The sequence below is a fragment of the Stenotrophomonas sp. 96582_Sma genome (assembly GCF_056480905.1).
Genome location: NZ_CM151122.1, coordinates 4,214,606 through 4,239,634, shown reverse-complemented (window position 1 = coordinate 4,239,634; position 25,029 = coordinate 4,214,606). Strand labels below are relative to the sequence as shown.

Genomic DNA, 25,029 nt, shown 5'->3' with positions numbered 1-25,029 from the left:
ACTCCTTGGAACGGTGCGATGAACGCTATACATGAAAAACGCCGGGCCCGGAATGACCCAGGCCCGGCGTGCGTGCACGACTCGGCGATGTTGCCGCCGCTGGATCAGTACTTGAAGCGGAAGTTGAGGTAGTACTGGCGACCGTTGCTGTAGAACGAGGTCGGGATGGCCGCGGTCTGGTAGTACTTGTAGGTCGGGTTGTTGAGGTTGAGCGCATCGAAGCTGATGCTCAGCCAGTCGGTGGCCTTGTAGCTCAGCGACGCCGACAGGGTGCCGAAGTCATCCTGGTAGTACGGGTTGGCGCCGGACAGGCCGATCAGGAACGACGAACGGCGGGTGTAGCTGACGCGTGCACCGAAGGTATCGTTCTCGAAGTAGGCACCGACGTTGTAGGTGTTCTTCGAAGTACCCAGCAGGTTGTCGCTGCCATCGGCCCAGGTGTGGTCGGTGCTGCCATCGGCGTAGGTGTAGTTGGCATTGACACCGAAGTACTCGCCGATCGGCTGCTCATAGGCCACTTCGATACCGCGCACCTTGCCGTCGGCATTGCGCGGGCGGGAGATGTTGTATTCCTCGAGACGGTTGGTCAGCTCGCTGAACAGCATTTCCTTCTCGGTGCTGAAGGCGACGTAGTCCTTCAGGCGCATCGAGTAGGCACCGATCGACAACATGCCGCGCGGCATGAAGTACCACTCCAGGTTGGCGTCGAAGTTGGTCGACACCACCGGCTTCAACTTCGGATTGCCGCCACCGCCGGTCCGGTTCAGGTCCGAACCGTACGACGAGGCACCCAGTGCCGAGAAGTCCGGCAGGGTCTGGGTCTGCGAGGCGGCCACGCGCAGTACCAGGTCGTCACGCAGGTCGTACTTGAAGTTGGCGCTCGGCAGCACACGGTTGTGCTTGTTCTCGAATGCTTCGCGGGTCCACGCGCCGAACAGGCTGCTCACGTCCGGCACGGTCGAACCGGTGGCGGCGGCGTAGGTATCGATATCCTGCTTGATGTTGACGTAGCGCAGGCCGACGTTGCCGCTCCAGCGGTCGCCGCTGAAGTTGCCCTGTACGTAGGCAGCGAAGTTCTTCTCGGACACCGTCCACTCGGCGCCGTAGTTGTGGCGGCCGGTCGGGCCGTCATTGCCGGACAGCCAGGTGGAGTTGTTGGTCACTGCTTCCTTCAGTGCGCCCGGGGTGAAGTACCACAGGTCACGCGGGAAGCTGCCACCGATGCCGTTGGCGAAGCCACCGGGGAAGTTGGCGGTGGCGCCGTTCTTCAGCGCATTCCAGATCGCGCCCGGGGTTGCGCCTTCCGGCGACTTGGCCTCGCGCTTGTGGTCGCCGAAGCGGGCGCCGAAATCAATCGAGTTCAGTACGCCAGCGTCGGCGAAGTACTGGTTGAAATCGAGCGTGGCCCACTTTTCCTTGTCGATCGCGGTGACCTGCTGGTTGCCCCAGGTGCCGAAGTCGGTCACGCCGCTCGGGCCGATGTTGCCCCCGACGTTCCAGTCGATCGGCGAGCCGTTGCCGTGGGTCGCCCAGGTGGCGCCGCCACCACGGGCCAGGTTGACTTCGGCGATGTACTGGCGCGGCGTTTCGCCGGTGCCCTTGGTGCTGCCAGCCTGGAATTTCATGCCCAGGTTGTCGCTGATCTGCCAGTCGGCATCGAAGGTGATGTAGTTGGTCTTGGCCTTCGACTCGCGGTAGATCATGTCGTACACCGCGTAGTCGCGGTCGGCCTGGCCGGCGAAGGTGGCGTTGGACAGCACGCCATCCTTGATGACGTAACCCGGATTCGGGGCCTGGCCCGGAATCAGGATCTTGTTGCCATTGGCATCTTCAACGGTGCGGTCATTGAGGATGCGGCCACCCCACAGCATGAAGTTGCGGTTGTAGTTGTTCGCCTTCAGTTCCGAGCTGAAGCCTTCCAGGCCCAGGGTCAGGTTGTCCATCGGCTTGAACTGCAGCGACACCAGGCCGCCCTTGCGCTCGCGGGTCTGTTCGAACAGGGTCGAGCCGAGCAGGCCCGGGGCATAGACGCCGGCCAGGTCCGGGTTGGACTTGGCCACGGTGCCATTCGGATCGATCTGGAAGAAACCGCCCGGGATTTCCTGCGCTTCGCGGCGCAGCTCGCGCTTCTGGCTGAAGGCCTGCACCATCACGCCGAAGTTGCCTTCGTCGTTCTTGTAGTTGAACAGTGCCGACAGCTGCGGGTCGTTGGACTTGGCCTGGTCCGAACGCACCATGCCGATGGAGCCTTCCGCTGTGAGCTGCTTGGAGAATTCCAGCGGCTTGCGGGTGAGGATGTTGACGGTACCGGTGGTGCCGCCGTCCTGCAGCTTGGCCTGCGAGGACTTGTTCACTTCCACCGAGCGCACCAGTTCCGACGGCAGCAACGAGTAGCTCACGCTGCGGCCGACGTTGTTGCCCTGGCTGAGCACGAACCAGTCGGCGGTGCCGACGGTGTGGCCGTTGATCAGGGTCTGGGTCAGGCTCGGGCTGGTACCACGCAGGCTGACGCGGTCGGCTTCGTCGAAGCCGCCTTCGTCGGCGCTGGACGAGCTGATGTTCACGCCCGGCAGGCGCTGCAGGGTGTCGGCGACGTTGTGCGCGGGCAGCTTGCCCACGTCTTCGGCGGTGACCACTTCCACGCGCGCATTGGCTTCGCGCTTGGTGTCCAGCGATTTTTCCATCGACCCACGGATGCCGGTGACCTGCACGGTATCCAGGTCGGTGGCGGTCTGGGCGGCCTGCTGCGCATGTGCACTGAAGGCGATGCAGCTGACGATGGCGGCCGAAAGCAGGGTCTTGCGGGTGTTCATGATGTCTCTCCTCATCACTCGATTGGATGCCGGCGGCGGTGTTCGATTACGGTTGCGATGACATGCGCGGGGCGGCGGCGAAGTCCCGTGCGTTGGCGTGCCACGTACTGCGTGCTGCGATTGCGTTGAAGCCTGTTGCGGTGTCAGGCGGCCGACTGCTGCTGCAGGTACCAGCTGGCAGCGCCGACCACGCCCAGCTGGCCGTGCTCGACGACCTTCACCGGGATGCGTGCCAGCGCTTCGCCCATCGGTCCCTTCTGCAGGTAGCGTTCGACGAAAGTGCTGGCGTGCAGGTATTCACGGATCTGCGGCAGGATGCCGCCGGCCAGGTAGACGCCACCGTGGGCGCCGTAGAACAGCGCCATGTCGCCGATGGTGCTGCCGAGCAGGCCGCAGAACACATCCAGCGCCTGGCGCGCATGTGCATCGCTGTCGGCCATGGCCGCAGCGGTGACCGCGTCGGGGCTGGTCAGGCTCGGCGCCTGGCCCTGCAGTGCGCACACCGCGCGGTACAGGTTCATCAGGCCCGGGCCGGAGATCGCGTGTTCGATCGACACGTGCGCGCGGTCGCGCTGCATGTGGCGGACGATGGCCATTTCCAGTTCGGTGCTGGCGGCCAGGGTCGGTTGCCCGGCTTCGGTCGGGAGCACGACCGGGCCGTGCGCGGTAGGGATCCACAGCGCGGCGCCGAGGCCGGTGCCGGGGCCGACCACCAGGGTCGGGCCGCGGGCGGCGGTTTCCGGTCCGCACAGGTGCAGCACGCCACTGGCGTCAACCTGCGCGGCGGCGTAGGCCACGGCTTCGAAGTCGTTGACGATGTAGACCCGCTGCAGGCCGACGTCGGCTTCCACCTGGCGCGCCGACAGCGGCCACGGCAGGTTGGCGGTGATCACCGTGCCGTCCTCGCGGGCGTAGCCGGCACTGGCGACCACGCAATGCGTGGGCCGCGGGCCTTCGCCGAGGAAGTCGGACAGGATCGCGCTGAGGCCGGCATGGTCGGCGTTGCGGTACTTGCGGTACTCCAGCACCTGCACCGGATGGGCGGCATCACCGCTGGCCTGGACCCGGGCCACGCGCACATGGGTGCCACCGACGTCGGCGGCCAGGAACGTCGGCGCGACTCGGGACAGGACATGGGCCGGGGCGGGGTGGCTGGCGGTCACGCGGGCTCCTGCTGCAGGTGGGGCCGGACCCGGGATCGGGGGCGGCGATTGGGGCGGAGTCTGTAACCCCGCTGACAACGATGTCAACGAGTTCGTGACACTTTCGTTGCTGCATCGCAACGAATGCGACATGCAGTAAACGTTTACATGGCGTGAGTGCAGGTTTCACGTGGGAACCGTTGCCGCACATGGGCCAAGGCCTTCGGCGCATTCAGCACGATGCGTTGCGATCGGGTTGCGCAGTGCAGCACGAGGTTCACAGGGCTGCGCGTGGAAGTTGACAAACCGCGGCTGTCCATCGAAAGAATGTGACAACGTTGTTCCCAGCCACTCTCCGACGCCGCGTTCTGCGGCCGTCGCCGCAGGAGCCCTCCTGATGTCCGCCGTCCCCGCTGCAAGCGCGCGCCCGAACGTGGCCACCTCCATCGCCATCGTAGGCGTGTTGTTCTTCCTGATCGGCTTCTTCACCTGGCTCAACGGCCCGCTGATCACCTTCGTCAAGTTGGCCTTCGAACTCAGCGAGGTCGGTGCCTTCCTGGTGCTGATGGTGTTCTACCTGTCCTACTTCTTCCTGGCCCTGCCGGCGTCGTGGATCCTGCGCCGCACCGGCATGAAAAAGGGCCTCAGCCTGAGCCTGCTGGTGATGGCCGGTGGTGCTGCGTTGTTCGGTGAGTTCGCCACCCAGCGCTGGTACCCGGGCGCGCTTGGCGGCCTGTTCGTGATCGGCAGCGGCCTGGCCCTGCTGCAGACTGCGATCAACCCCTACATCTCCATCCTCGGCCCGATCGAGACGGCGGCACGCCGCATCGCGCTGATGGGCATCTGCAACAAGATCGCCGGCATGCTGGCGCCGGTGCTGATCGGCACGCTGGTGCTGCACGGCATCGGTGACCTCGATGCACAGGTGCAGGCCGCAGATGCGGTCACAAAGGCCGCGCTGCTGAACGAGTTTGCCGCCAAGATCCACACCCCGTACCTGGCGATGGCTGCGCTGCTGGTGGTGCTGGCGGTGGCGGTGCTGTTCTCGCCGCTGCCGGAAATCAAGTCGTCCGAAGCCAACGCCACGCCGGCGGCTGCCGGTGCCGCCGAGCGTCGCAGCATCTTCCAGTTCCCGCATCTGTGGCTGGGCGTGCTGTGCCTGTTCGTCTACGTGGGCGTGGAGGTGATGGCCGGCGATGCCATCGGTACCTACGGCCACGGCTTCGACCTGCCGCTGGACCAGACCAAGATGTTCACCTCGCTTACCCTGGGCGCAATGCTGGTCGGTTACGTGGTCGGCCTGCTGCTGATCCCCAAGGTTGTCTCGCAGTCGCGCTACCTGACCATTTCGGCGGTGCTTGGCGTGGTGTTCTGTCTTGGCGCCTGGGCCACCCACGGCTATGTGTCGGTAGCCTTCGTGGCCCTGCTGGGCTTTGCCAACGCCATGATGTGGCCGGCCATCTTCCCGCTGGCGATCCGTGGCCTGGGCCGCTTCACCGAAACCGGCTCGGCCCTGCTGGTGATGGGCATCGCCGGTGGCGCGATCATTCCGCAGCTGTTCGCCGTGCTCAAGCAGCACATCGACTTCCAGCTGGTGTTCGTTCTGCTGATGGTGCCGTGCTACCTGTACATCCTGTTCTATTCGGTGATCGGGCATCGCGCCGGCCTGCCGCAGGACAAGGCCTGATCGGCGATGATGGACGGCAGCCAACCCCAGGGAAAACCCATGCGCAGAGCGACTATCAAGGACGTTGCGGAGAAAGCCAAGGTCTCGCTGAAGACGGTCTCGCGCGTGATCAACAACGAGCCCTCGGTGATGCAGGCCACCCGCGCGCGGGTGCTGCGTGCCATCGCCGAGCTCGACTACGAACCCGATCCGTCCGCGCGCAACCTGCGCAGCGGCACCACCTTCGTGATCGGGCTGGTCTACGACAACCCGAACCCGTACCACATCATCGGCGTGCAGAACGGCGTGCTGGCCGCGTGCCGCGAGACCGGTTTCGGCCTGCAGATCCATCCCTGCGATTCCAGCTCGCCGCTGCTGGCCGATGAGCTGGCCGACTGGGTGCAGCGTTCGCGCCTGGCCGGGTTGGTGCTGACCGCACCGATGTCCGAGCGCCGCGACCTGATCCAGGCGCTGACCGCGCGCGGCATCAAGCTGGTGCGCATCATTGCGGCCACCGAAGACCCGGCCGATGGTGCCTGCGTATTCGTCGACGACCGCGAGGCCGCCTACGAGATCACCGAGCACCTGATCCAGCTGGGCCACCAGCGCATCGGCTTCCTCTGGGGCGGCATCTCGCACCGCTCCTCGGGCGAACGCTATGCCGGTTACGAAGCCGCGCTGAAGGACTACGGCATGACCGTGGACAAGCATCTGGTGGTGCAGGGCGACTACACCTTCGACGATGGTTTCCGCGGCGCGCGCCGCCTGCTGGCGCTGCGCGAGCCGCCCACCGCCATCTTCGGTTCCAACGACGAAATCGCTGCCGGCGTGCTGGCCGCTGCCAAGTCGGCCGGCATGAACGTGCCCTACGACCTGTCCATTGCCGGTTTCGAGGACAGCCCGTTCTCGCGCCAGTCGTGGCCACCGCTGACCACCGCCAAGCAGGCCACCGAAGACATCGCCCGCCACGCCGCGCGCCTGCTGATCGCACAGCTGCGCAGCGACGCCTATGACGATGCGCCGGCACCGCTGCACAACCAGGGCTTCGTGCCGCAGCTGGTGGTGCGCGGTTCGACCGCGCCGATGCGCCCGGCCGGCGCACGCCCCCTTCCTTCCGATCCTGCCTGAGCCTGCCATGTCGCTGTCAGACCCCACGTCCACCCTGATGTTCGCCGAAGCCGCTGAAGCGGCCGACGTGGTCGCGCGCCAGTTCTCGCGCAACCACGCCACCATGGAAACCCTGGCTGCCAGCCTGCGCGCCGCGCCGCCGCCGTTCGTGGTCACCTGCGCACGCGGCAGCTCCGACCATGCCGCCACCTATGGCAAGTACCTGCTGGAAACCCAGCTGGGCCTGGTGGTCGCATCGGCTTCGCCGTCGGTGGGTTCGGTCTATGCCGCACCGCTGCAGCTGCGTGGCGCGCTGTTCATCGTCATCTCGCAGTCGGGCAAGAGCCCGGACCTGCTGCGCAACGCGGAAGCTGCCAAGGCCGCCGGCGCGCGCGTGATCGCACTGGTCAACGTCGAGGATTCGCCGCTGGCGCAGCTGGCCGATACGGTCATTCCGCTGCATGCCGGTGCCGAGAAGAGTGTGGCGGCGACCAAGAGCTACCTGGCGTCGCTGGCCGCGCTGCTGCAGCTGGCTGCCTACTGGAAGCAGGACGCAAGCCTGCGTGCGGCGCTGGACCTGCTGCCGGACGCGATGCGCGAGGCCTGGCAGTGCGACTGGACGCCGGTGACCGAGGGCCTGGTCGAGGCGACCAACCTGTTCGTGCTCGGCCGTGGCCTGGGCCTGGGCGCGGCGCAGGAAGCCGCGCTGAAGTTCAAGGAAACCTGCAGCCTGCATGCCGAAGCCTACAGCTCGGCTGAAGTGAAGCATGGCCCGATGGCGCTGGTCGACCGCGGTTTCCCGGTGCTGGCCTTTGCCCAGCCTGATGAAACCGGCGCCGGCACGCGTGCCGTCGTCGAGGAATTCACCGCGCGGGGTGCACAGGTGTGGATGGCCGGTGCCGGTGGCAACCTGCCGGTAGCGGCCGCGCCGCATCCGCTGTGCGCACCGCTGCTGACCGTGCAGAGCTTCTACCGCGCGATCAACGCGCTGGCGCTGCGTCGTGGCTTCAATCCGGATCTGCCGCCGCACCTGAACAAGGTCACGGAGACGGTGTGATGGCCACGGTCCTGCGCAATGCCCGCATCCTGGCAGGCGACGAATTCCGCGATGATCTGGCGGTGGTGATCGAGCACGGCCGCATCAGCGCGCTGCTGCCCGATGCAGCGCCGCAGCTGGGCCAGGCCGCCGAGCAGGTTGATCTGAGCGGTGGCTGGCTGCTGCCCGGTTTCATCGATGTGCAGGTCAATGGCGGCGGCGGCGCGCTGTTCAACAACACGCCAGACGTGGCGGCACTGCGCACCATCGCGCAGGCGCACCGCCGCTTCGGTACCACCGCGATGCTGCCGACGCTGATCAGCGACGACGTGGGCGTGATGCGTGAAGCCATCGATGCGATGCGCGAGGCGATCGCGCAGGGTGTGCCAGGCGTGATCGGCATCCATCTGGAAGGACCGTACATCGCGCCGGCCCGCAAGGGCACGCACGATGCCAGCAAGTTCCGCGTGCCCGACGAAGAGGAGATCGCACTGGCCGCATCGCTGGACAACGGTGTGACACTGCTGACGCTGGCACCGGAACGCGTGCCGCTGGAGACCATTCGCGCGCTGGTCGAGCGCGGCGTGATCGTTGCCGCTGGGCATACCGCAGGCACCTACGAAGAGATCCGCGCCGGTCTGGATGCAGGCGTGCGTGGCTTCACCCACCTGTACAACGCGATGTCGCCGCTGCAGGGCCGTGAGCCCGGCGCGGTGGGCGCTGCGCTGGAAGACCGCGACAGCTGGATCGGCATCATCGTCGATGGCGTGCATGTGCATCCGGCCAGCCTGCGCGTGGCGCTGGCAGCCAAGCCACGCGGCCGCCTGCTGCTGGTCACCGATGCGATGCCGCCGGTTGGCGCCGACGATCCCAGGTACGTGCTGTACGGCGAAACCATCACCGCCATCGACGGCGTGGTGCGCAATGCCGCCGGTTCGCTGGCGGGCTCGGCGCTGGACATGGCCACCGCGGTGCGCAACACCGTGCAGCTGCTCGGCCAGCCACTGGCCGAAGCCGCGCGCATGGCCTCGACCTATCCGGCGCAGTTCCTCAACGTTGACGATCGTCTGGGCCACATCGCCGAGGGTTACCAGGCCGACCTGGTGCTGCTGGACGATGCCCTGCAGGTGCGTGGCACCTGGATTGCCGGACAATACGAGGCCGCTTGATGAACAGTATGCCGCCGCGCCGCTTGGGCTCGATCGATGCCCTGCGCGGCATCACCGTGGCGGCAATGCTGCTGGTCAACAACCCGGGTGACTGGAGCGCGGTGTTCGCGCCGCTGCGTCATTCGGAATGGCATGGCTGCACGCCCACCGACCTGGTGTTCCCGTTCTTCCTGTTCCTGGTGGGCGTGTCGATGGCCTTCAGCGTGGCGCCACGCGCGCTGGACACGGCGGCGCGACCCGCGTTGGCGCGCGGCGTTCTGGAGCGCGCACTGCGCATCCTGGTGGCCGGTGCGTTGCTGCACCTGCTGATCTGGTGGGCGCTGGATACCCATCACTTCCGCATCTGGGGTGTGCTGCAGCGGATCGCGGTATGCGCGGCGCTGGTGGGCGTGCTCGCGGTGTATGCGCGTCCGCGCGCACAGGCGGCCGTACTGGTCAGTCTGCTGGTGGGGTATACCGTGCTGCTGGGCGTCGGCGATCTGGCGCCGTGGACCAATCCGGCCAGTCGTCTGGATACCGCGCTGTTCGCACCGTGGATCTACCAGTGGCATGCCGATACCGGGCTCGGACATGACCCGGAAGGATTGCTGAGTACGCTGGGCGCGCTGGCCAGCACGGTGCTCGGCCTGCTTGCCGGTGGCCTGCTGCGCAATGGGCGTTCGGCGGCATTGGCCGGGCTGGGCGTGGCGACCGCTGTGCTCGGCCTGTTGCTGGCCATCGTGTTGCCGCTGAACAAACAGCTGTGGACGCCCAGTTACGTGCTGTGGACGGGCGGTCTTGCGGCGCTGGCGCTGTGGCTGGGCCACGTGCTGATCGACCAGAAGGGCTGGCCGGCGCTGGGCCGGCGCTTCGGGGTCAATGCAATCACCGCCTATCTGGGCGCATCGGTGATGTCGGTGGTGTTGATGGCGACCGGCGCCTGGGGCTGGATCTGGCAGCAGCTTGCCACCGCGATGCCGCAGGCGCTTGAGCTGGCGTCGATGCTGCAGGCGCTGGCGTTCGTCGCGCTGTGGTGGGGCGTGGCGTGGTGGCTGGACCGGCGGAAGATCTATCTGAAGATCTGACCCCATCCGCCAACGGCATCCACGCATGGCGTGGATCTACCAGGTGCCATGAGTGAATCGATTGGCAATGCAGGGTCAGTAGATCCACGCCATGCGTGGATGCTTTGCGCGTGATTCCCAAGTGCCAAAAAATGAACGATTTCAGCCACATCACATTGGCGTGAGGACCGGGGGATTTCACATCTGAACTGTGATTCTCTGCACGCAAGTTCACCTGTCGAAACGGTTCACCACACGGCAGACTGCAAGCGCAGTGCCGCACATACGCAGTTCCTGATTTCCCGTCCAGGAGTGCCCCATGTCCCGTGCCGTTCCGCGTGCGTTCCGCCCGCGCCGCCTTGCTGTTTCCGTGTTGCAGGCCCTCGCCGTTCCCTCCCTGCTTCTGACGACCGCCAGCGTCGCCTGGGCCGGCTGTAACAACTCGACACCGACCGCCGGCCAGACGGTCACCTGTGATGCCAACGCACCGAATCCGCAGACCACTCCCGTTACCGCCAGTGGCGCGGCTGGCGTCACCGTCAACGTCGGCAATGGTGCCCAGTTGCAGCAGAGTGGTGGTGGATCGGCCCTCGTGCTGGTCGGTGCCGGTGGTCACCTGCTGTCAAACCAGGGCACGATCAGTTCGGTGGGCGGTGCGGCCGTGCAGCTTGGGGGCGGCAGCCGCGTCGACAACCGCGGCAGCATCAGCACCGGCAACAACATTGCCCTGCAGTTCATCGGCGCAGGTGACAGCGTGCTGGTCAATCGGGGAACGATCAGTGGTCAGACCGGCGTGCAGTTCGATGCGGGCAACGATCGCCTCGAGATGCAGGCCGGCAGCATCACCGGAGGCGTACTGCAGGGCGATGGAAACGATGTGCTGCTGCTCAGTGACGGCACGATCGACAGCGTCGACCAGGGCGGTGGCGATGACCAGATGACTGTCACCGGCGGCACCGTCACCGGCGTGGTGGTGCAGGGCAGCGGCCGCGACGATTTCGTCATGACCGGCGGCACCGTCGGGGCCCTCCAGCAGGGTGACAACATCGATACCTTCCGCATGAGCGGTGGCCGCATCGTCGGTGCGTTCGAGGATGGCGACCAGGCCTGGATGACCGCTGGCCGCATCGGCCGCGTCAACATGAAGCTGGACAAGAATCTGTGGGATCAGTCCGGCGGCATCGTTGAGGGCAACGTGGTCACCGGCTTCGACACCGACACCATCATCATCTCGGGTACGGCCTACATCGGCGGCAACATCAGTGTCAGTGGTGGTGCCGACAGCGTGACCATCACCGATGGCACCGTGCGCGGCCAGGTACTGCTCAGCACCGGCAACGACACCTTCAACTGGAACGGCGGCGGCATCGTCTACGGCGCGATCGACATGGGGCCGGACAACGACGTGGCCAACCTCAGCAACCTCAACCAGGGAAACCTTGGTGCAGTGCCGCTGTTCGACGGTGGCAGTGGCATCGATCAGCTCAACTTCAACAACGTCAAGGCTGCGGGCGTGGGACGCTTCCAGAACTGGGAGACAATCAGCCTGGCCAACAGCACCGAGCTGACCTTCGATGGCGATCTGGTGCTGGGTGACAGCGGAACCGGCACCGGCACCGGCACGCTCACGGTGGATGACACCAGCACTGTCTACGCGGGCAGTGGCGGCCATGCCGTCCGTCCGTTCAACAGTGGCGCACTGGTGGAGATGGTCAATGCCGGGCGTATCGACCTGACCGGTACCGGTGCTGGCGACGTGTTTACCGTGCGTGGCAACTATCGTGGTGACGGCGGTGGCCTGTACCTGCGTACCGTGCTCGGCGCGGACAATTCCACCAGCGACCGCCTGGTGATCGATGGCGGTACCGCCACCGGCACGACCGGCATCGGCGTCATCAACGCTGGAGGCAGTGGAGCGGCCACGTTGGCCGATGGCATCCTGTTGGTGCAGGCGTTGAATGGTGGTCGCACCGCGCCGGGCGCGTTTTCGCTGTTCGCACCGGTGGCGGCCGGTGCCTACGAGTACTTCCTGTTCAAGGGCGGTGTCAGTGCCGGTACCAGCGAGAACTGGTACCTGCGCTCGACCCTGGTGGCCGGGCCTGCACCGGCGCCCAACGGAAGCGGTATCAATGGCGCACCGCCGCCGCCGACACCACCCGTCGCACCCCCACCACCGATCACCCCGGCACCGCCGCCGCCGCCCGAAGGTGCAACCGATCCGGATCTGACCGCAGGCGAGACCGCGCCGCCACCACCGCCGCCGGAACCCGTGCCGGTGGCGCCGCCCAGTGATCCAGCGGTGCCGGACGTGCCGGTGGCTGGCGGAGCGCTGCCCGGAACCGGTGCGCCGCCGACGCCGGGTGCACGCCCCGCCGAGGGCGCAGTGGTACCGCTGTACCGCGTGGAAACCGCCACCTACGCCGTGGTGCCGCCGCTGCTGCGCGAGACCTCGCTGGCCAGCCTCGGCACGTTCCATGAGCGGCAGGGCGAGCAGCGCCTGCTGTACAACAAGGGCGCATTCCGCACGGCCTGGGGCCGGTTGGTGGGGCAGAGCAGCGAGATCCATTGGAAGGGCGATGCGCAGCCGGGCTTCGATGGCGATGTGATGGGCCTGCAGGCCGGCCTCGATGTGTGGGCCACGGCCAATGACAGCCATCGCAATCAGATCGGCGTGTTCGTCGGCCGCACCCGCGCGCAGGGCAAGACCACCGGCCTGGCACTCGGCTGGGAGAACGTGCAGGTGGGGCAGAACCGCTTGGACGACAAGCACGTGGGCCTGTACTGGACGTTCACCGACAGCAGCGGGGGGTACATCGACGCCGTGGCGATGCAGAGCCGTTACGACGGCCGCGTACGTTCCTCTCGCGGGCTCGGCTTCGGCCTGAGCGGCGACGGCACCAGCGTGTCGGTGGAGGCCGGCAAGCCGCTGCTGCACTTCGGTCAGTCCGCATGGTGGCTGGAACCGCAGGTGCAGGTGATCTGGCAGCGCACCTCGCTGGACGACCGTCGCGATGAAGTATCGAGCGTGCGTTTCGACAACGACAATGCCTGGACCGGCCGCATCGGCCTGCGCCTGGCCGGCGATTACCAGTTGGCCGACAACGGCTGGCAACCGTACTTCAAGCTCAATTACTGGCATGGCCGTTCCGGCGAGGACCGCGTCGGCTTCGACAACGACACGATCATCAATTCGCAGCGCTCGCGCGCACTGGAAGCCGGCGTAGGTGTGGTCGGGCGCTTCAACCGCACCATCAGTGCGTACGCCGTGGCCGACTACACGTGCGAGCTGGGCGGCGACCGCAACGAGAAGCGCCGCATCATCGAAGGCAACATCGGCCTGCGCGCGGACTGGTGACCACCGCAGGATTGGGTAGGTGCCGACCTGGGTCGGCACAGATTCCACCGGCGCCATGACCTTGCTCTGGTAGGTGCCGACCTTGGTCGGCACGACTCTCTCCGCTGCCATGACCCTGTAGAGCCGAGCCATGCTCGGCTGCTTCGGTCCACTCCCACAGAGCCGAGCATGGGCTCGGCTCTATAGAACACTGGTGCGTGGCGAGATCGATCCCGCCACGGCTATCCTAAGGCTTCGATACATGACAAGGAGTCGTCGATGCTGGACCTAAGGAATGTTCGTGCCGCCATGCTCGCCACGCTGCTGCTTTCATCTGCGGCCGCTGTTGCAGAGGAAACAGTGGAGCTGCCGTCGCCCGAGGCGCGTGAGCAGATGCTGCAATTGTTGGAAACCCAGTCCTTGTACCGTGGCCGCGTCGATTGGAACGACGTGCGCGCACGCCTGAACGCCGCAGGCGATGACCGCGCACAACAGCGCCGTGTTCTGGATGAGGCCGCCACACGCAGCAGCGGAGGCCACGGCCGTTGGTTTTCACCAAGCGAGCAGCGTCAGCGCTCCGAACGTGCTCAGCGCTTGAATGCCGCTCAGGCGACCGACCTCGCTGCCCCCAGACACGCCAATCCCCGCATCGGCGTGCTGCGGGTGAGCCCCTTCGTGGAAGACCTGCAACGCAGCGAATCGGAACGTTATGAAGCACGCAAGGTCTACGCGCTGGCGTTGCAGGAGCGTATCGCTGGCCTGGATGACGGAATGCGGTGCGGCTGGGTAGTGGATGTAAGCAGCAATGGCGGCGGCAACATGTGGCCGATGTTGTTTGGTTTGTTGCCATTGCTGCATGGAACGCCGGATACGCAGGGAGCGTTGATCGGCGCTTTCCGTAGTGCCAATGGATTGCTGTGGTGGCGGCAGGCGGAAGGTGAAGTCGTGCAAGGCAACGCATCGATGCTGCGTTCACGACAGGGCGCGTATCGGCTGCGTGCGGGCACGGCACCGGTGGCGGTGGTGATGGGGGCAGGCACTGCCAGCTCCGGCGAAGCAGTGGCACTCGCGTTTCGAGGGCAACCAGGGAGTCGTAGTTTCGGTCAGCCGAGCGCGGGCTTTTCTACCGGCAATCGACCGACGACGCTGGTGGACGGTACCACCTTGCTGTTGACCCACAACGTCATGACCGACCGTAACGGCCAGGGCGACGGTGGCAGGATGCAGCCGGATCAGGCTACCCCCAGCGGACCAGCCACCCTTGCCGCCGCCCAAGCCTGGCTGCTGGCCCAGCCCGCCTGCCAGAGCAGCTGATCCATGATCCTGAACGGCCAGCAGGAGCGGGTGGTGGTCGGCCCAACCGAACCCCAACACTGCCTGCGCTGCCAGACGGAAACCGAGTTCGCGCCCCAGCTGCGCTACAAGATGGCGCGCATCGACCTGCTGTTCGGCCTCACCTACCATCGCCGCTACGAGACCCGCTCTGGTAGGTGTCGACCTTGGTCGGCACAGATTCCACCGGCGCCATGACCCTGTAGAGCCGAGCCATGCTCGGCTGCTTTGATCGTGTCCCATGCAGCCGAGCATGGGCTCGGCTCTACAACGGCTATCCGCATAATGGCGCGGCATGATTCGCCACGGTTATGCTGTGAACCTGACCCAACGACAAGGAAACGTCGCATGCAGATGTGCAAGGGAGTGCCTGGGAATGGCGCGCTGATACTGACCCTTCTGGCAGCCAACGCAACGGCCGCCATCGCGTCCACCACCGAAGTACCTTCGCCGGAAGCGCAGGTACAGATCCTGGATCTGCTCGAGCATGAAGCCTTGTACCGCGACAAAGTGGACTGGCCTGCCGCTCGTAAGCGACTGGCGTCGTTGCAGGCGTACCCGGGTGCGTTGCATACCGCTCTGCGTGAGATCATCGTGGAGAGCACCGGGGGCATGGTGTCTGGATGACGCTTGCACGCAAGCGTGAAGCCACGGAGCGCTCGAAGCAGGTCGGCGCTGAGGCCGTTGCCAAGGCGAAAGTGACTGGTGCCGTCGATGCACGCATTGGCTGGGTGGTCATCGAAGGCTATGCCGCCACGCCGGGGGCTGCGCGGCAGGACGAGTTCAATCAGGACATCCAGCGCGCGCTGCAATGGCAGGATGTCATCCGTGGCAAGGACAGCGGCGATCGCTGTGGCTGGATTGTCGATCTGCGCAGCAACCATGGGGGCAACATGTGGCCGATGCTGCTGGGTGTTGCGCCGTTGCTGCGCACGTCGTCGACAGGCGTGGAAGAGGTCGGGTCGTTTGCTACTGCCCACGGGTCGCGGCGCTGGAGTCTGACGCCGACCATGGTGCAGGTCGATGGTCGTCCCAGGCTGGGATTCGGTCGACCGGGGTATTCCCTCAAGCAGCCCGGCGCGCCCGTCGCCGTTCTGGTCGGGTCGAATACCGCCAGCTCTGGCGAAGCGACGATGCTGTCATTCAGGGGGCGCCCCCAGACGCGGAGTTTCGGGCAGTCGACAGCGGGCTTCTCAACAAGCAACATCACGCGCACGTTGGTGGATGGAAGCGTGCTGGCGCTGACGACCGCGGTGATGAGAGACCGCAACGGCGTCGGCGCCGGTGCCCGACTCGCTCCGGATGAACTGACGATAGGCGATGTAGCCACCCTGCAGGCCGCCCAGCAATGGCTGCTGGCCCAACCCGCCTGCCAGGGCCGCTGACCCATGATCCTGATCGGTCAGCACGAACGGGTGGTGGTGGTCGGCCCCACCGAAGCCCAGCACTGCTTCCGTTGCCAGACAGAAACCGAGTTCGCGCCGCAGCTGCGCTACAAGATGGCGCGCATCGATCTGCTGTTCGGCTTCACCTACCAGCGTCGTTACGAGCTGGCCTGCACCCGCTGCGGGCACGGTTGGCTGCTGGACACCGACACCCTGGACCAGCAGCTGGGCGGGGTGCCGATCCCGTGGCGGCACCGCTTCGGCCTGCCGCTGATGCTGGTGGTGGTGGCCGGTCTGGCTGCGCTGGGCTGGCTGTGGCGGAACGGATTCATCGGTTGAGGACTGGGCCTGTTAAAGTCTGCCCTGCAATCACGTACCGGAAGCGACCATGGACCACGACACCCCGTTCGAACCCCTCAACGACCTCGAGGTGCGCCTGCTGCAGGCACAGGACGGCACGCTGACCGCAGCGCAGTTCCTCGACGGCCTGCTGACCTCGACGGCGTTCGTGCTGCTGGACAAAGCCATTGGCGAAGACGGTGCCTGGGATGAAAGCATTTCGCCGCTGGTGCTGACCAGCGAGAGCGGCGAGGCGATGTTCGCGGTGTTCACCGCGCCCGAGCGCGCCGGCCTGTGGCACGAGCAGCTGCCGCAGTTCGCCCATGCCATGCCGATTGCGGTGCATGCGCTGTTGGCCGGTATCGGCGACGGCGTCGGCCTGGTGCTGAACCCGGGCCTGGACGTGGGCATGGAGATGATTCCCGATGCCGTGGCCCAGCTGAAGCAGCGTGCAGCGGCGATCACCCGCGGCATGGCGCACTGAATCCAGGGATTGTCTGGTTGCCGGCCAGCGGCCGGCACTACCCGTGATGCCGGACGGCGGCGATGGTTTGCAAGTGCGTCCTGTTCAATGGAGAGGAGCATCGTGGGCAAGCGTTCTAACCGATCGCTGTGGGTCTATGAGATCGGCCTTCTTGCGGGTTTGGCACTGGCAGCTGCGTTCATCACCCGGTTCAATCCGGTGGAGACGCTCCGGTTGGGTGGTTGGCTCTTCCTCTTGATGCAACCTATCTTGTTGGGTGCTCATGCAGTCGACCACTTCTCGCGCAAGCGTCGTCGATAGACGGGCGATGTGAAGGTGCCGGCCAGCGGCCGGCACTACCCGGGCTTCAGCGGGCGGCGGCGATGGCTTTCACCCGCGCCTTGGCCAGTGCTTCGCCGATGGCCGGGCCCTTCAGATGCGTGGTATCCAGATCCCGTGCCTGCACTGACAGCGCCGCCTGGTGCAGGCGCTTGAGCGTCTCGCCCTGCGGGTAGTCGCTGTCCTCGAAACCGAGCCGGCCGCGCTTGTCGGCCTCGCAGCACAGCGCGATGCGGGCCACGCGTTCCGGCCGGCGCAATGCATCGCAGCGACCCAGCAGTTCCAGCACGGTGGCATCGCGCAGTTCGTCGATGCGGTGCACGTTCAAGTGCTCGCGGCAGACCGCTTCGGCCAGTTGCTGGTGCTCGGTGGGAATCTTCAACCTCGCGCACAATGCCTTCAGCGGTTTGATGCCGCGCTGCTCGTGCATGATGTGGCGTGGCCATTCCTCCGGCGGGGTCAGGCCCTTGCCGAGGTCGTGGGTGAGGGCAGCGAAGCCGACCAGGTCATCACCCGGTGCCAGTTTCGCGGCCATGTCGCTGACCATTTCCTGGTGGATGCCGGTGTCGACTTCCGGATGGAATTCGGCACGCTGCGGCACGCCATACAGCGCTTCCAGCTCGGGCAGGATCGGGCCCAACGCATGCGCAGCGTGCAGCGTGCGCAGGAAGGCGGAGGGCCGTTCACTGACCAGCGCCTTGCGCAGTTCCTGCCAGACGCGTTCCGGCACCAGCGCGTCCAGCTCGCCACTGGCGGCGACCTCGCGCATCAGCGCCATGGTCTCTTCGGCGACGGTGAAGCCCAGTGGCGCGAAGCGTGCCATGAAGCGCGCCGCACGCAGCACGCGCAGCGGATCTTCGACAAAGGCCGGACCGACGTGCCGCAGCACACGCTGTTCAACATCGCGTACGCCGCCGTAAGGATCGACCAGTGTGCCGGTCTCCTCATCGCAGGCAATCGCATTGATGGTGAAGTCGCGGCGCTGCAGGTCTTCTTCAAGGGTGACCGCCGGATCGGCATCGACCACGAAGCCGCGATAGCCACGGCCGGATTTGCGCTCGGTGCGCGCCAGCGCGTACTCCTCGCCGGTCTTCGGGTGCAGGAACACCGGGAAATCGCGGCCGACGGCGGTGTAGCCCTGCGCCTCCATCTGCGCGGGCGTGGCACCGACCACCACCCAGTCGCGGTCGCCGGCAGGGCGTTGCAGCAGGCGGTCGCGCACGGCGCCGCCGACAAGATAGATCTTCATGGGAGGATGATCGCATGCCCGGCGCAGATGCACCGGTAGTGCCGGCCGCTGGCCGGCAACCCCTGGGCAAATAGCGGTTGCCGGCCAGCGGCCGGCACTACCGACGCAGATGCATCACGGCAGGCCGCGCCACTCCGGCACGAACAGGCCGGCCAGGAACCACAGGCCGTAGACGATCCACAGGCAGAGGAAGTAGAGCTTGATCTGCGCTTCGTCCCACAGGCTGCCCCAGCTGTCGACGAAGGCCAGCGACTTCCAGCCTTCCATCCAGGCCGCGCCACCCCAGCGCAGCACCCAGGTGGCGAACAGGCTCCAGGCGGCGAATATCCCGATCCAGGCCAGCAGGCTCATCGCTTTCCCCTCCCCGGGAAACGGATGCCGGGTAGTGCCGGCCGCTGGCCGGCAACCCTTGGATAATGGCCGAAGCCGGCCAGCGGCCGGCACGACCGCAGTGCGATCAATCGCCGCCTTGGTCCGCGTTGGCGGCGCAGCTGAAGCTCTTGCGCTTGTCCACCAGGCGGCCCATCAGGCGGTCGCTCAGCGGCAATGCATCGCCATTGAGGCGCCAGTCGTAGATCACGCTGAAGGCCAGCACGCGTGCGACGTACTCGCGGGTTTCCTTGTAGCTGATGGTCTCGATCCACAGGTCCGGGTCATAACCCGGGCGCTGGCCCTGCCAACGCGCGGTCGGGGTCGGGCCGGCGTTGTAGGCGGCGATGGTCACGTACGGCAGACCGTCGTACTTGTTCATCAGCTGGCGCAGATAGGCGGTACCGATGGCGATGTTGGTGTCCGGGTCGTACAGGCTGTCGGCGCCGCCGTAGCCGGTCAGGCCGATCGACTTGGCCACGCCGGCACCGGTGGCCGGCAGCACCTGCATCAGGCCCATGGCGTTGGCAGGCGAGCGCGCGCGCGGGGTGAAGGTGCTCTCGGCGCGGATCTCTGCCGCCACCCAGGCCGGATCGATCGCATTGCGCGCCGATTCGCGGCGGATGGTGGCGTCGTGGTGCAGCGGGAAACGCAGGTCGTACAGGCGCTGTTCCTGCGGCTGCTTGCCGAGTGCGAACACGGCGCGGTCGAACCAGCCATTGTCCTGCGCCACGCGAACGGCGAGGCGGCGCTGGGTGTCATCGAAGCGCGACAGCGCACTGTTCCATTCGGCCACGGCCCAGCCGGCGCGATCGATCTGGTACAGCGCCATCGCGCGCTGGATGGCTGGGTCGCGTGCGATCACCGCCTGTGCCTGCGCGCTGTCGTTCGGCTTCCACGGGCACAGCGTGTAGCCCTGCTGCAGTTTGTCGGCGGCGAGGAAACCATGGAAGGTCGGTGCGCGCGCGGCCTCGCGGAACAGCGGCTGCGCCTGTTGGGCCTGGCCGGTCTTCTCCAGCATGCGGCCTTCGAAGTAGCGCCAGCGCGGGTCGCTGCGCTGCTTGCTGCCCATCTTGCGGATCGCGGTCAGCGCCGCCGGCCAGTCACCGCGCGACATCGCTTCGCGCACGCGCCACTCGTGCAGGCGTTCGTCGTACGCCGATTCCGGCACCGCGTTGAGGCGCCGCGCCGAATCGGGCAGGTAGGACGCCACCGTCCACAGTGCGATCTGGTACAGCACCTGGCCCTGCTGCTCGGCACTCAGGCCCAGTGCCTGCGCGTACTGAGGCAGCTGCTGTTCGGTGGCGCCGGGATCGGCCTTGGCCAGCTTGGCCAGGCCATCGGTGGCGATGCGCCGGCTGCGCTCGTTGCGCGGCCAGTTCAATGCGCTGGCGTTGGGCTTGTCGACAAAGGCCGCGTAATTGTTGGCCAGCGCCAGGTCGGTGGCAGGCAGGCCCCGTGCGGCGCTGCGCATCACAGCGGGTTGCTGGGCGTCGGCGGCAGCGTCGATGCGTTCCCAGCGCAGGGCGTCGCTCAGACCTCCCTGTGCCTGCAGCACGGCAAAAACGGCATCACAGCCGTCCGGCAGCGACTTGCCGTTCTTGCGCCACAGATCCTGCGCTTCACTGATCCACTGCGGATCAACCTTGCCGGTCACCTGGCGCGCGGTCAGCTGCGCACAGCGCAGGCCGGCGTTGTCGGTGGGCGCCCAGTTGGCGAGCAGGGTCGGCCAGTCCTGGCGGCGTGCGACCGAGGGCAGCCATACGCTGCGGAACGTGGTGGCCACGGCCTGGCCGTCATAGCGCTTGAGGAAGGCCTGCGCCTGCGCGGTATCGACGGTGTCGATGTTGCGGCGCAGGTTGGCGTACTCCAGCCAGCCGTATGCCGGATGGCGGCTGAGTGCGGCGGCCTGGCCGGGATCGAACTGGCCGCGTTCGGCGGCAGCGATCGCGGCCTTCAGCTGCGCGTTCTGGGCGTCGAGGGACTGGGCATTGGCGCAGCCGATCAACAGCGTGGTGGCCAAGGGCAGCAGGGACAGGGCGGTCGAAGAGCGTCGGGTCATGGCGGGCAGCATAGCGGGCAATGGCTGAATTCAGTTTCGCATTGCGTGCACGCGATGGGTCGGCAACGGCAGCTGAATGCTCGTGCAGCAGGCACTGCCTCGCGAGCCTGCGGGCGACGTAGTGTCGAGCTTGGGCGAACGGCCCGGCTGCAGGGAGCGGCACATGGCGTTCAGTAGCGCAGGAAGAAGCGGCCCGCTGGCGGACATCAATGTCACGCCACTGGTGGATGTGATGCTGGTGCTGTTGATCATCTTCATCGTGACCGCGCCGATCGTGGCCCGGCCGATTGCCGTGCAGTTGCCACAGGCCACCGATCGCGTGGTCGACCGTCCCGAACCGCCACCGCCGATCGAGCTGCGCCTGGACGCTGCCAACCAGCTCAGCTGGAATGGCCAGCCGATGGCGATCAGTGAGCTGCAGGCGCGTCTGCAGGCACAGGCGGGCGAACATGCCGGCAACCTGCCGGAGCTGCGCATCGCCACCGATCCGGCGGCCGAATACGAAGGCATGGCGAGGATTCTGGCCGCAGCCGAGGCGACCGGCATGGAGCGCATTGCGTTCGTGCGGTAGTGCGATGTCTCACTGCCGCTCATGCGGTGATTGCTGCATGAGCGGCGCTTCCCCTGCTGACAGCGTCGCATCCAGGATCCGCAGAAAGGCCATTTCAATCTGCGCTGGAACCGGGGTTGGATGTGCTCGCCACCTTCCGGTCCCAGGGGCACGTTCAACGTCGAAAGCAGTCAACTCGGCTCTCTCGAAATCCACCACAACCGTCAATCCCTCTCCCGAGGCCAAGGCCGCATCGTTGGGAGAAGGGCAGTTGTTGCACTCGATCACGCCGCCTGCTCTCGATTCGCCCGCCAGGGAAAAAAGCAGCGTCATCACCGTCGTGACACCCAGCACCGCACTCACCGCTTTCATGATCGACCCTCCCGCGAATGGCTGGAGGTGCGAGTCTGCGCTGGATCGACTAGCGGCGCCTTCTGAAAGAGGGAATTTCAAACTATTCCTGAAACGGTCCGGCAGAGACCCTTTCCATGAATGTGGCAGCCCCCGGCGCGCGCTGTCGCAGCCGGCATCAAGGCTGCCTGTCGTGAACAATATCGTCCGGTCATAACCTGCAGCCATCTGACGCAATCGGCCTGCAATTGCGTCAATTCCGCGTGAAAGAGTGTCGATCATCACGCCGCGATTTTTACCACTTGTTTACAAAGGAGACGGCGCCGCCATGCAGGGAGGGAGTGCGGCAGCCCATGTCCCGACATTCCTTTGGAGAGAGAGCGAATGAATCACCTGCACCACCGCCCTTTGGCGGTTGCCGTCGCGCTGTGCGTGATGACCCTGGCACCGTTGGGTGCCGCTGCACAATCCACCACCAACCTCGATGCGGTGGAAGTCACCGGTACCCGCATCAAGCGCGCTGAAGTCGAAGGCCAGGTGCCGATCCAGACGCTGACCCGCGGTGATATCGAACGCACCGGCCTGACCTCGATCGGCGAAGTGCTGCAGCAGCTCACCGGTTCCGGTTCCGCGCTCAATGCCAAGTTCAATTCGTCCGGCAACTTCGGCTTCCCGCCCGATGGCAGTGGTGTAGGTGCTGGCTCGGCGCAGGTGGACCTGCGCCATCTGGGCGCCAAGCGCGTGCTGGTGCTTGTTGACGGCATCCGCTGGGTCAATGAGTCGTCCGCCTCCGGTGTGGGCTCGGCCACCGACCTCAACACCATTCCGCTGGCCATCGTCGAGCGCATCGAAGTGCTCGAAGATGGCGCGTCGTCGCTGTATGGCTCCGATGCCATTGCCGGTGTGGTCAACATCATCACCCGCCGCGACTTCGATGGCGGCCAGGTGACCCTGAACTACGGCGAGTACAGCAAGGGCGATGGCACGCAGAAGGGCGTGGATCTGGCCTGGGGCAAGAGCGGCGACCGCTTCAGCCTGTTCCTCGGCGCCAGCTGGACCAAGCAGGATCCGGTGTTCGCCAAGGACCGCGAGCAGTCGCGCTTCCCGATTCCCGGCACCGGCCTGGCCTTCGGCAGCGGTGGCATTCCGCAGGGCCGTTTCATGTTCACCGACCCGAACACCGGTGCGGTGCAGAACATCGTGCCCAATACCGGCGTGAGCAACCCGCGCTACGACGGCAGTGCCGGCTGCGCGCGCACCGATGACTATCACTGCTTCACCAGTGCTGATCGCTTCAACTTCGCCGAATACAACATGGTGCTGACACCGTCGGAGCGTAAGGGCCTGTTCGGTCAGTTCCGCTTCGACATCACCGACAACGTGCAGTGGTACGTCAAGGCACTGGGCAACCGCCGTGAGTCGACCAACCAGGCCGGCCCGGAGCCGCTGTTCTTCGGTCCCGATGGCGCCACCGGCAATCCGCTGGCCGACAACATCACCGTGTCTGCGCTCAACCCGTACAACCCGTTCGGCTTCGACCTGGTCTCGGGTGACAACCTGAGCCTGATCGGTCGCCGTCCAGTAGAGGGCGGCGCGCGCGTGTTCAAGCAGGAAGTGGACACCACGTATTTCGCCACCGGCTTCGTCGGCAACTTCCAGGCGGCTGACCGCAGCTGGTACTGGGACGTCAACGGCATGTACAGCAAGAACAAGGCCGAACAGACCAACTACGGCAGCTACAACATCTACAACGTCAACATGGCGCTGGGCGATCCGTCCGTCTGTGTGGCGACGCCGGGCTGCGTGCCGCTGAACATCTTCGGCGGTGCCGGTTCGATCACTCCGGACATGCTGAAGTGGATCCAGCCGGTGGTGCGTGACCGCAGCCAGAACGAACTGAGCCTGTTCACCGCCAACCTGTCCAGCGACCTGTTCACGCTGCCGGCCGGCCCGGTGTCGTTCGCTACCGGCTTCGAGTATCGCAAGTACGAGGGTTCGTACCAGCCCGATCCGCTGACGGTGGCGGGCCACTACAACGGCGTGCCTTCGCAGCCGACATCCGGCTCGTATGACGTCAACGAGGCCTACCTGGAGTTGAGCGTGCCGATCTTCGCCGACTCTTCATTCGGCAAGAAGCTGGACCTCAGCCTGGCCGGCCGCTATTCGGACTACTCCACCTTCGGTGGCGAATTCACGCCCAAGTACGGCCTGCGTTGGCAGGTGACCGACGATTTCGTGCTGCGCACGACCTATGCCGAGGGCTTCCGTGCACCGTCGATCGGTGAGTTGTACGGTTCGGCCGCGCGTGCCGACCTGCAGTTGTTCGATCCATGCTCGGTGGGCCTGGGCGGTACGCCGCCGCGCGGCAGCGCCGCCAACTGTGCCGCGCTGGGCGTGCCGGCCGGCTTCCAGCAGGCCAACTCGCAGATCTCGGTGACCACCGGCGGCAACCGCGAGCTGGATCCGGAGCGCTCGCGCAGTTTCAGTGCCGGTTTCGTGTGGAGCCCGTGGTTTGGCAACAACACCTCGTGGTCCGAGCGCTTCGACGTGGAGGTGACCTTCTATCGCCATGCCATCGATGGCGCGATCCAGGCAATCAACGCGCAGACCCAGCTGGACCTGTGCGTGGAAACGCTGGATCCGATCTACTGCGATGGCATCACCCGCGCCAATACCGGTGCAGTGAGCAGCTTCAACAACCGCCTGACCAATCTCGGCTCGATCAAGACCGATGGCTGGGACGTGGATCTGTTCTGGACGTTGCCGCAGAGCTCGATCGGCCAGTTCAAGCTGGGCTGGAAGAACACGTTCGTCGGCCGCTACGAGGCCACCGGTGCGGCGGGCCAGAAGCAGCCGCAGAAGCCGGGCGTGGAAGTGGCCGACAGCTCGATTCCGGAATGGACCAGCAATGCCAGCATCGGTTGGACGCTGGACCGCTGGAGTGCCAACTGGACCGTTCGGCATATCTCCGAATTGACCGAGAACTGCGGTGACGCCTCTGTATTCCCGGTCTGCAGCAACCAGGCCGCAGGCACCAATACGCTGTCGGCCACCACCTTCCATGACATGCAGGTGGGCTACAAGATCGACTGGATGAAGGGGCTGCAGCTGACCGCTGGCCTGAACAACGTGTTCGACAAGGATCCGCCGATCTGCCTGTCGTGCTCGTTGAACGGTTACGACGCTTCGACCTATGACATCCCGCGTGGCCGCTACTGGTACCTGCGCGCGGACCTGCGTTTCTGATGAAGGGACGGCGCCGGGCTCAGCCCGGCGCCGT

General features: G+C 66.0%; 21 protein-coding genes. 15 read left to right on the top strand and 6 right to left on the bottom strand.

Annotated elements, in window-relative coordinates; all coding sequences use genetic code 11:
* Nucleotides 1-104: 104 nt before the first annotated feature.
* Complete coding sequence (locus ACZK2R_RS19765; RefSeq protein WP_005414491.1) at nucleotides 105-2,813, bottom strand: TonB-dependent receptor; 2,709 nt, start codon at nucleotides 2,811-2,813, stop codon at nucleotides 105-107.
* A 143-nt stretch (nucleotides 2,814-2,956) separates the two neighbouring features.
* Nucleotides 2,957-3,976 carry a glucokinase family protein gene (locus ACZK2R_RS19760; protein ID WP_180838430.1) on the bottom strand — a complete coding sequence of 340 codons (1,020 nt, stop codon included), beginning with the start codon at nucleotides 3,974-3,976 and terminating at the stop codon, nucleotides 2,957-2,959.
* Nucleotides 3,977-4,352: 376 nt separating this feature from the next.
* Between ACZK2R_RS19760 and ACZK2R_RS19755 the strand changes: the two genes are divergently transcribed.
* The 13 genes from ACZK2R_RS19755 to ACZK2R_RS19695 all read left to right on the top strand — a co-directional run bounded on the left by ACZK2R_RS19755 (nucleotide 4,353) and on the right by ACZK2R_RS19695 (nucleotide 17,150).
* Nucleotides 4,353-5,642, top strand: coding sequence for a sugar MFS transporter (locus ACZK2R_RS19755; RefSeq protein WP_106469126.1), 1,290 nt, complete (start codon nucleotides 4,353-4,355; stop codon nucleotides 5,640-5,642).
* A gap of 39 nt (nucleotides 5,643-5,681) precedes the next feature.
* Entirely contained in the window at nucleotides 5,682-6,749 is a 1,068-nt protein-coding gene (locus ACZK2R_RS19750; RefSeq protein ID WP_006391719.1) for a LacI family DNA-binding transcriptional regulator, read from the top strand.
* A gap of 7 nt (nucleotides 6,750-6,756) precedes the next feature.
* A complete protein-coding gene (locus tag ACZK2R_RS19745; RefSeq protein WP_049400482.1) occupies nucleotides 6,757-7,785 on the top strand; it encodes an SIS domain-containing protein in 1,029 nt (342 codons plus the stop codon).
* A complete protein-coding gene (nagA, locus tag ACZK2R_RS19740; protein ID WP_180838429.1) occupies nucleotides 7,785-8,933 on the top strand; it encodes an N-acetylglucosamine-6-phosphate deacetylase in 1,149 nt (382 codons plus the stop codon). The genes ACZK2R_RS19745 and nagA overlap by 1 nt, the downstream gene beginning before the upstream one ends.
* A complete protein-coding gene (locus ACZK2R_RS19735) occupies nucleotides 8,933-9,997 on the top strand; it encodes an acyltransferase family protein (RefSeq protein ID WP_180838428.1) in 1,065 nt (354 codons plus the stop codon). The genes nagA and ACZK2R_RS19735 overlap by 1 nt, the downstream gene beginning before the upstream one ends.
* 298 nt (nucleotides 9,998-10,295) lie before the next feature.
* Nucleotides 10,296-13,331 carry an autotransporter family protein gene (locus tag ACZK2R_RS19730; RefSeq protein WP_180838427.1) on the top strand — a complete coding sequence of 1,012 codons (3,036 nt, stop codon included), beginning with the start codon at nucleotides 10,296-10,298 and terminating at the stop codon, nucleotides 13,329-13,331.
* 258 nt (nucleotides 13,332-13,589) lie between these two features.
* Nucleotides 13,590-14,624, top strand: coding sequence for a S41 family peptidase (locus ACZK2R_RS19725; RefSeq protein WP_180838426.1), 1,035 nt, complete (start codon nucleotides 13,590-13,592; stop codon nucleotides 14,622-14,624).
* 3 nt (nucleotides 14,625-14,627) lie between these two features.
* On the top strand, nucleotides 14,628-14,840 hold the full coding sequence (locus tag ACZK2R_RS19720) for a hypothetical protein (protein WP_125895630.1): 213 nt from the start codon (nucleotides 14,628-14,630) through the stop codon (nucleotides 14,838-14,840).
* A gap of 150 nt (nucleotides 14,841-14,990) precedes the next feature.
* The gene (locus ACZK2R_RS19715; RefSeq protein WP_258015815.1) at nucleotides 14,991-15,269 is read left to right on the top strand and encodes a hypothetical protein; all 279 of its coding nucleotides are present in this window, start codon (nucleotides 14,991-14,993) and stop codon (nucleotides 15,267-15,269) included.
* Nucleotides 15,266-16,027: a S41 family peptidase gene (locus ACZK2R_RS19710; protein ID WP_258015814.1), complete on the top strand. Its 762-nt coding sequence runs from the start codon at nucleotides 15,266-15,268 to the stop codon at nucleotides 16,025-16,027. The genes ACZK2R_RS19715 and ACZK2R_RS19710 overlap by 4 nt, the downstream gene beginning before the upstream one ends.
* Nucleotides 16,028-16,030: 3 nt before the next feature.
* The gene (locus ACZK2R_RS19705; RefSeq protein ID WP_180838425.1) at nucleotides 16,031-16,366 is read left to right on the top strand and encodes a hypothetical protein; all 336 of its coding nucleotides are present in this window, start codon (nucleotides 16,031-16,033) and stop codon (nucleotides 16,364-16,366) included.
* A gap of 49 nt (nucleotides 16,367-16,415) precedes the next feature.
* Nucleotides 16,416-16,850 (top strand): SseB family protein, encoded by a 435-nt coding sequence (locus tag ACZK2R_RS19700; RefSeq protein ID WP_180838424.1) that lies wholly within the window; start codon nucleotides 16,416-16,418, stop codon nucleotides 16,848-16,850.
* A 102-nt stretch (nucleotides 16,851-16,952) separates the two neighbouring features.
* A complete protein-coding gene (locus tag ACZK2R_RS19695) occupies nucleotides 16,953-17,150 on the top strand; it encodes a hypothetical protein (protein WP_125895627.1) in 198 nt (65 codons plus the stop codon).
* 46 nt (nucleotides 17,151-17,196) lie between these two features.
* On the opposite strand, the gene ACZK2R_RS19690 is transcribed toward ACZK2R_RS19695, so the two are convergent.
* From ACZK2R_RS19690 to ACZK2R_RS19680, 3 genes are all read right to left on the bottom strand, one after another.
* Nucleotides 17,197-18,417, bottom strand: coding sequence for a multifunctional CCA addition/repair protein (locus ACZK2R_RS19690; protein ID WP_180838423.1), 1,221 nt, complete (start codon nucleotides 18,415-18,417; stop codon nucleotides 17,197-17,199).
* A gap of 114 nt (nucleotides 18,418-18,531) precedes the next feature.
* Nucleotides 18,532-18,768 (bottom strand): hypothetical protein, encoded by a 237-nt coding sequence (locus ACZK2R_RS19685; protein WP_049429401.1) that lies wholly within the window; start codon nucleotides 18,766-18,768, stop codon nucleotides 18,532-18,534.
* 106 nt (nucleotides 18,769-18,874) lie between these two features.
* Nucleotides 18,875-20,860: a transglycosylase SLT domain-containing protein gene (locus ACZK2R_RS19680; protein ID WP_180838435.1), complete on the bottom strand. Its 1,986-nt coding sequence runs from the start codon at nucleotides 20,858-20,860 to the stop codon at nucleotides 18,875-18,877.
* Nucleotides 20,861-21,011: 151 nt separating this feature from the next.
* Between ACZK2R_RS19680 and ACZK2R_RS19675 the strand changes: the two genes are divergently transcribed.
* On the top strand, nucleotides 21,012-21,419 hold the full coding sequence (locus tag ACZK2R_RS19675; protein ID WP_032128960.1) for an ExbD/TolR family protein: 408 nt from the start codon (nucleotides 21,012-21,014) through the stop codon (nucleotides 21,417-21,419).
* A gap of 9 nt (nucleotides 21,420-21,428) precedes the next feature.
* Here the strand turns inward: ACZK2R_RS19675 and ACZK2R_RS19670 are convergent, their stop codons facing one another.
* The gene (locus ACZK2R_RS19670) at nucleotides 21,429-22,031 is read right to left on the bottom strand and encodes a hypothetical protein (RefSeq protein WP_180838422.1); all 603 of its coding nucleotides are present in this window, start codon (nucleotides 22,029-22,031) and stop codon (nucleotides 21,429-21,431) included.
* A gap of 102 nt (nucleotides 22,032-22,133) precedes the next feature.
* On the opposite strand from ACZK2R_RS19670, the gene ACZK2R_RS19665 reads away from it, so the two are divergent.
* Nucleotides 22,134-24,995 (top strand): TonB-dependent receptor, encoded by a 2,862-nt coding sequence (locus ACZK2R_RS19665; RefSeq protein ID WP_180838421.1) that lies wholly within the window; start codon nucleotides 22,134-22,136, stop codon nucleotides 24,993-24,995.
* The last annotated feature ends 34 nt before the right edge of the window (nucleotides 24,996-25,029 follow it).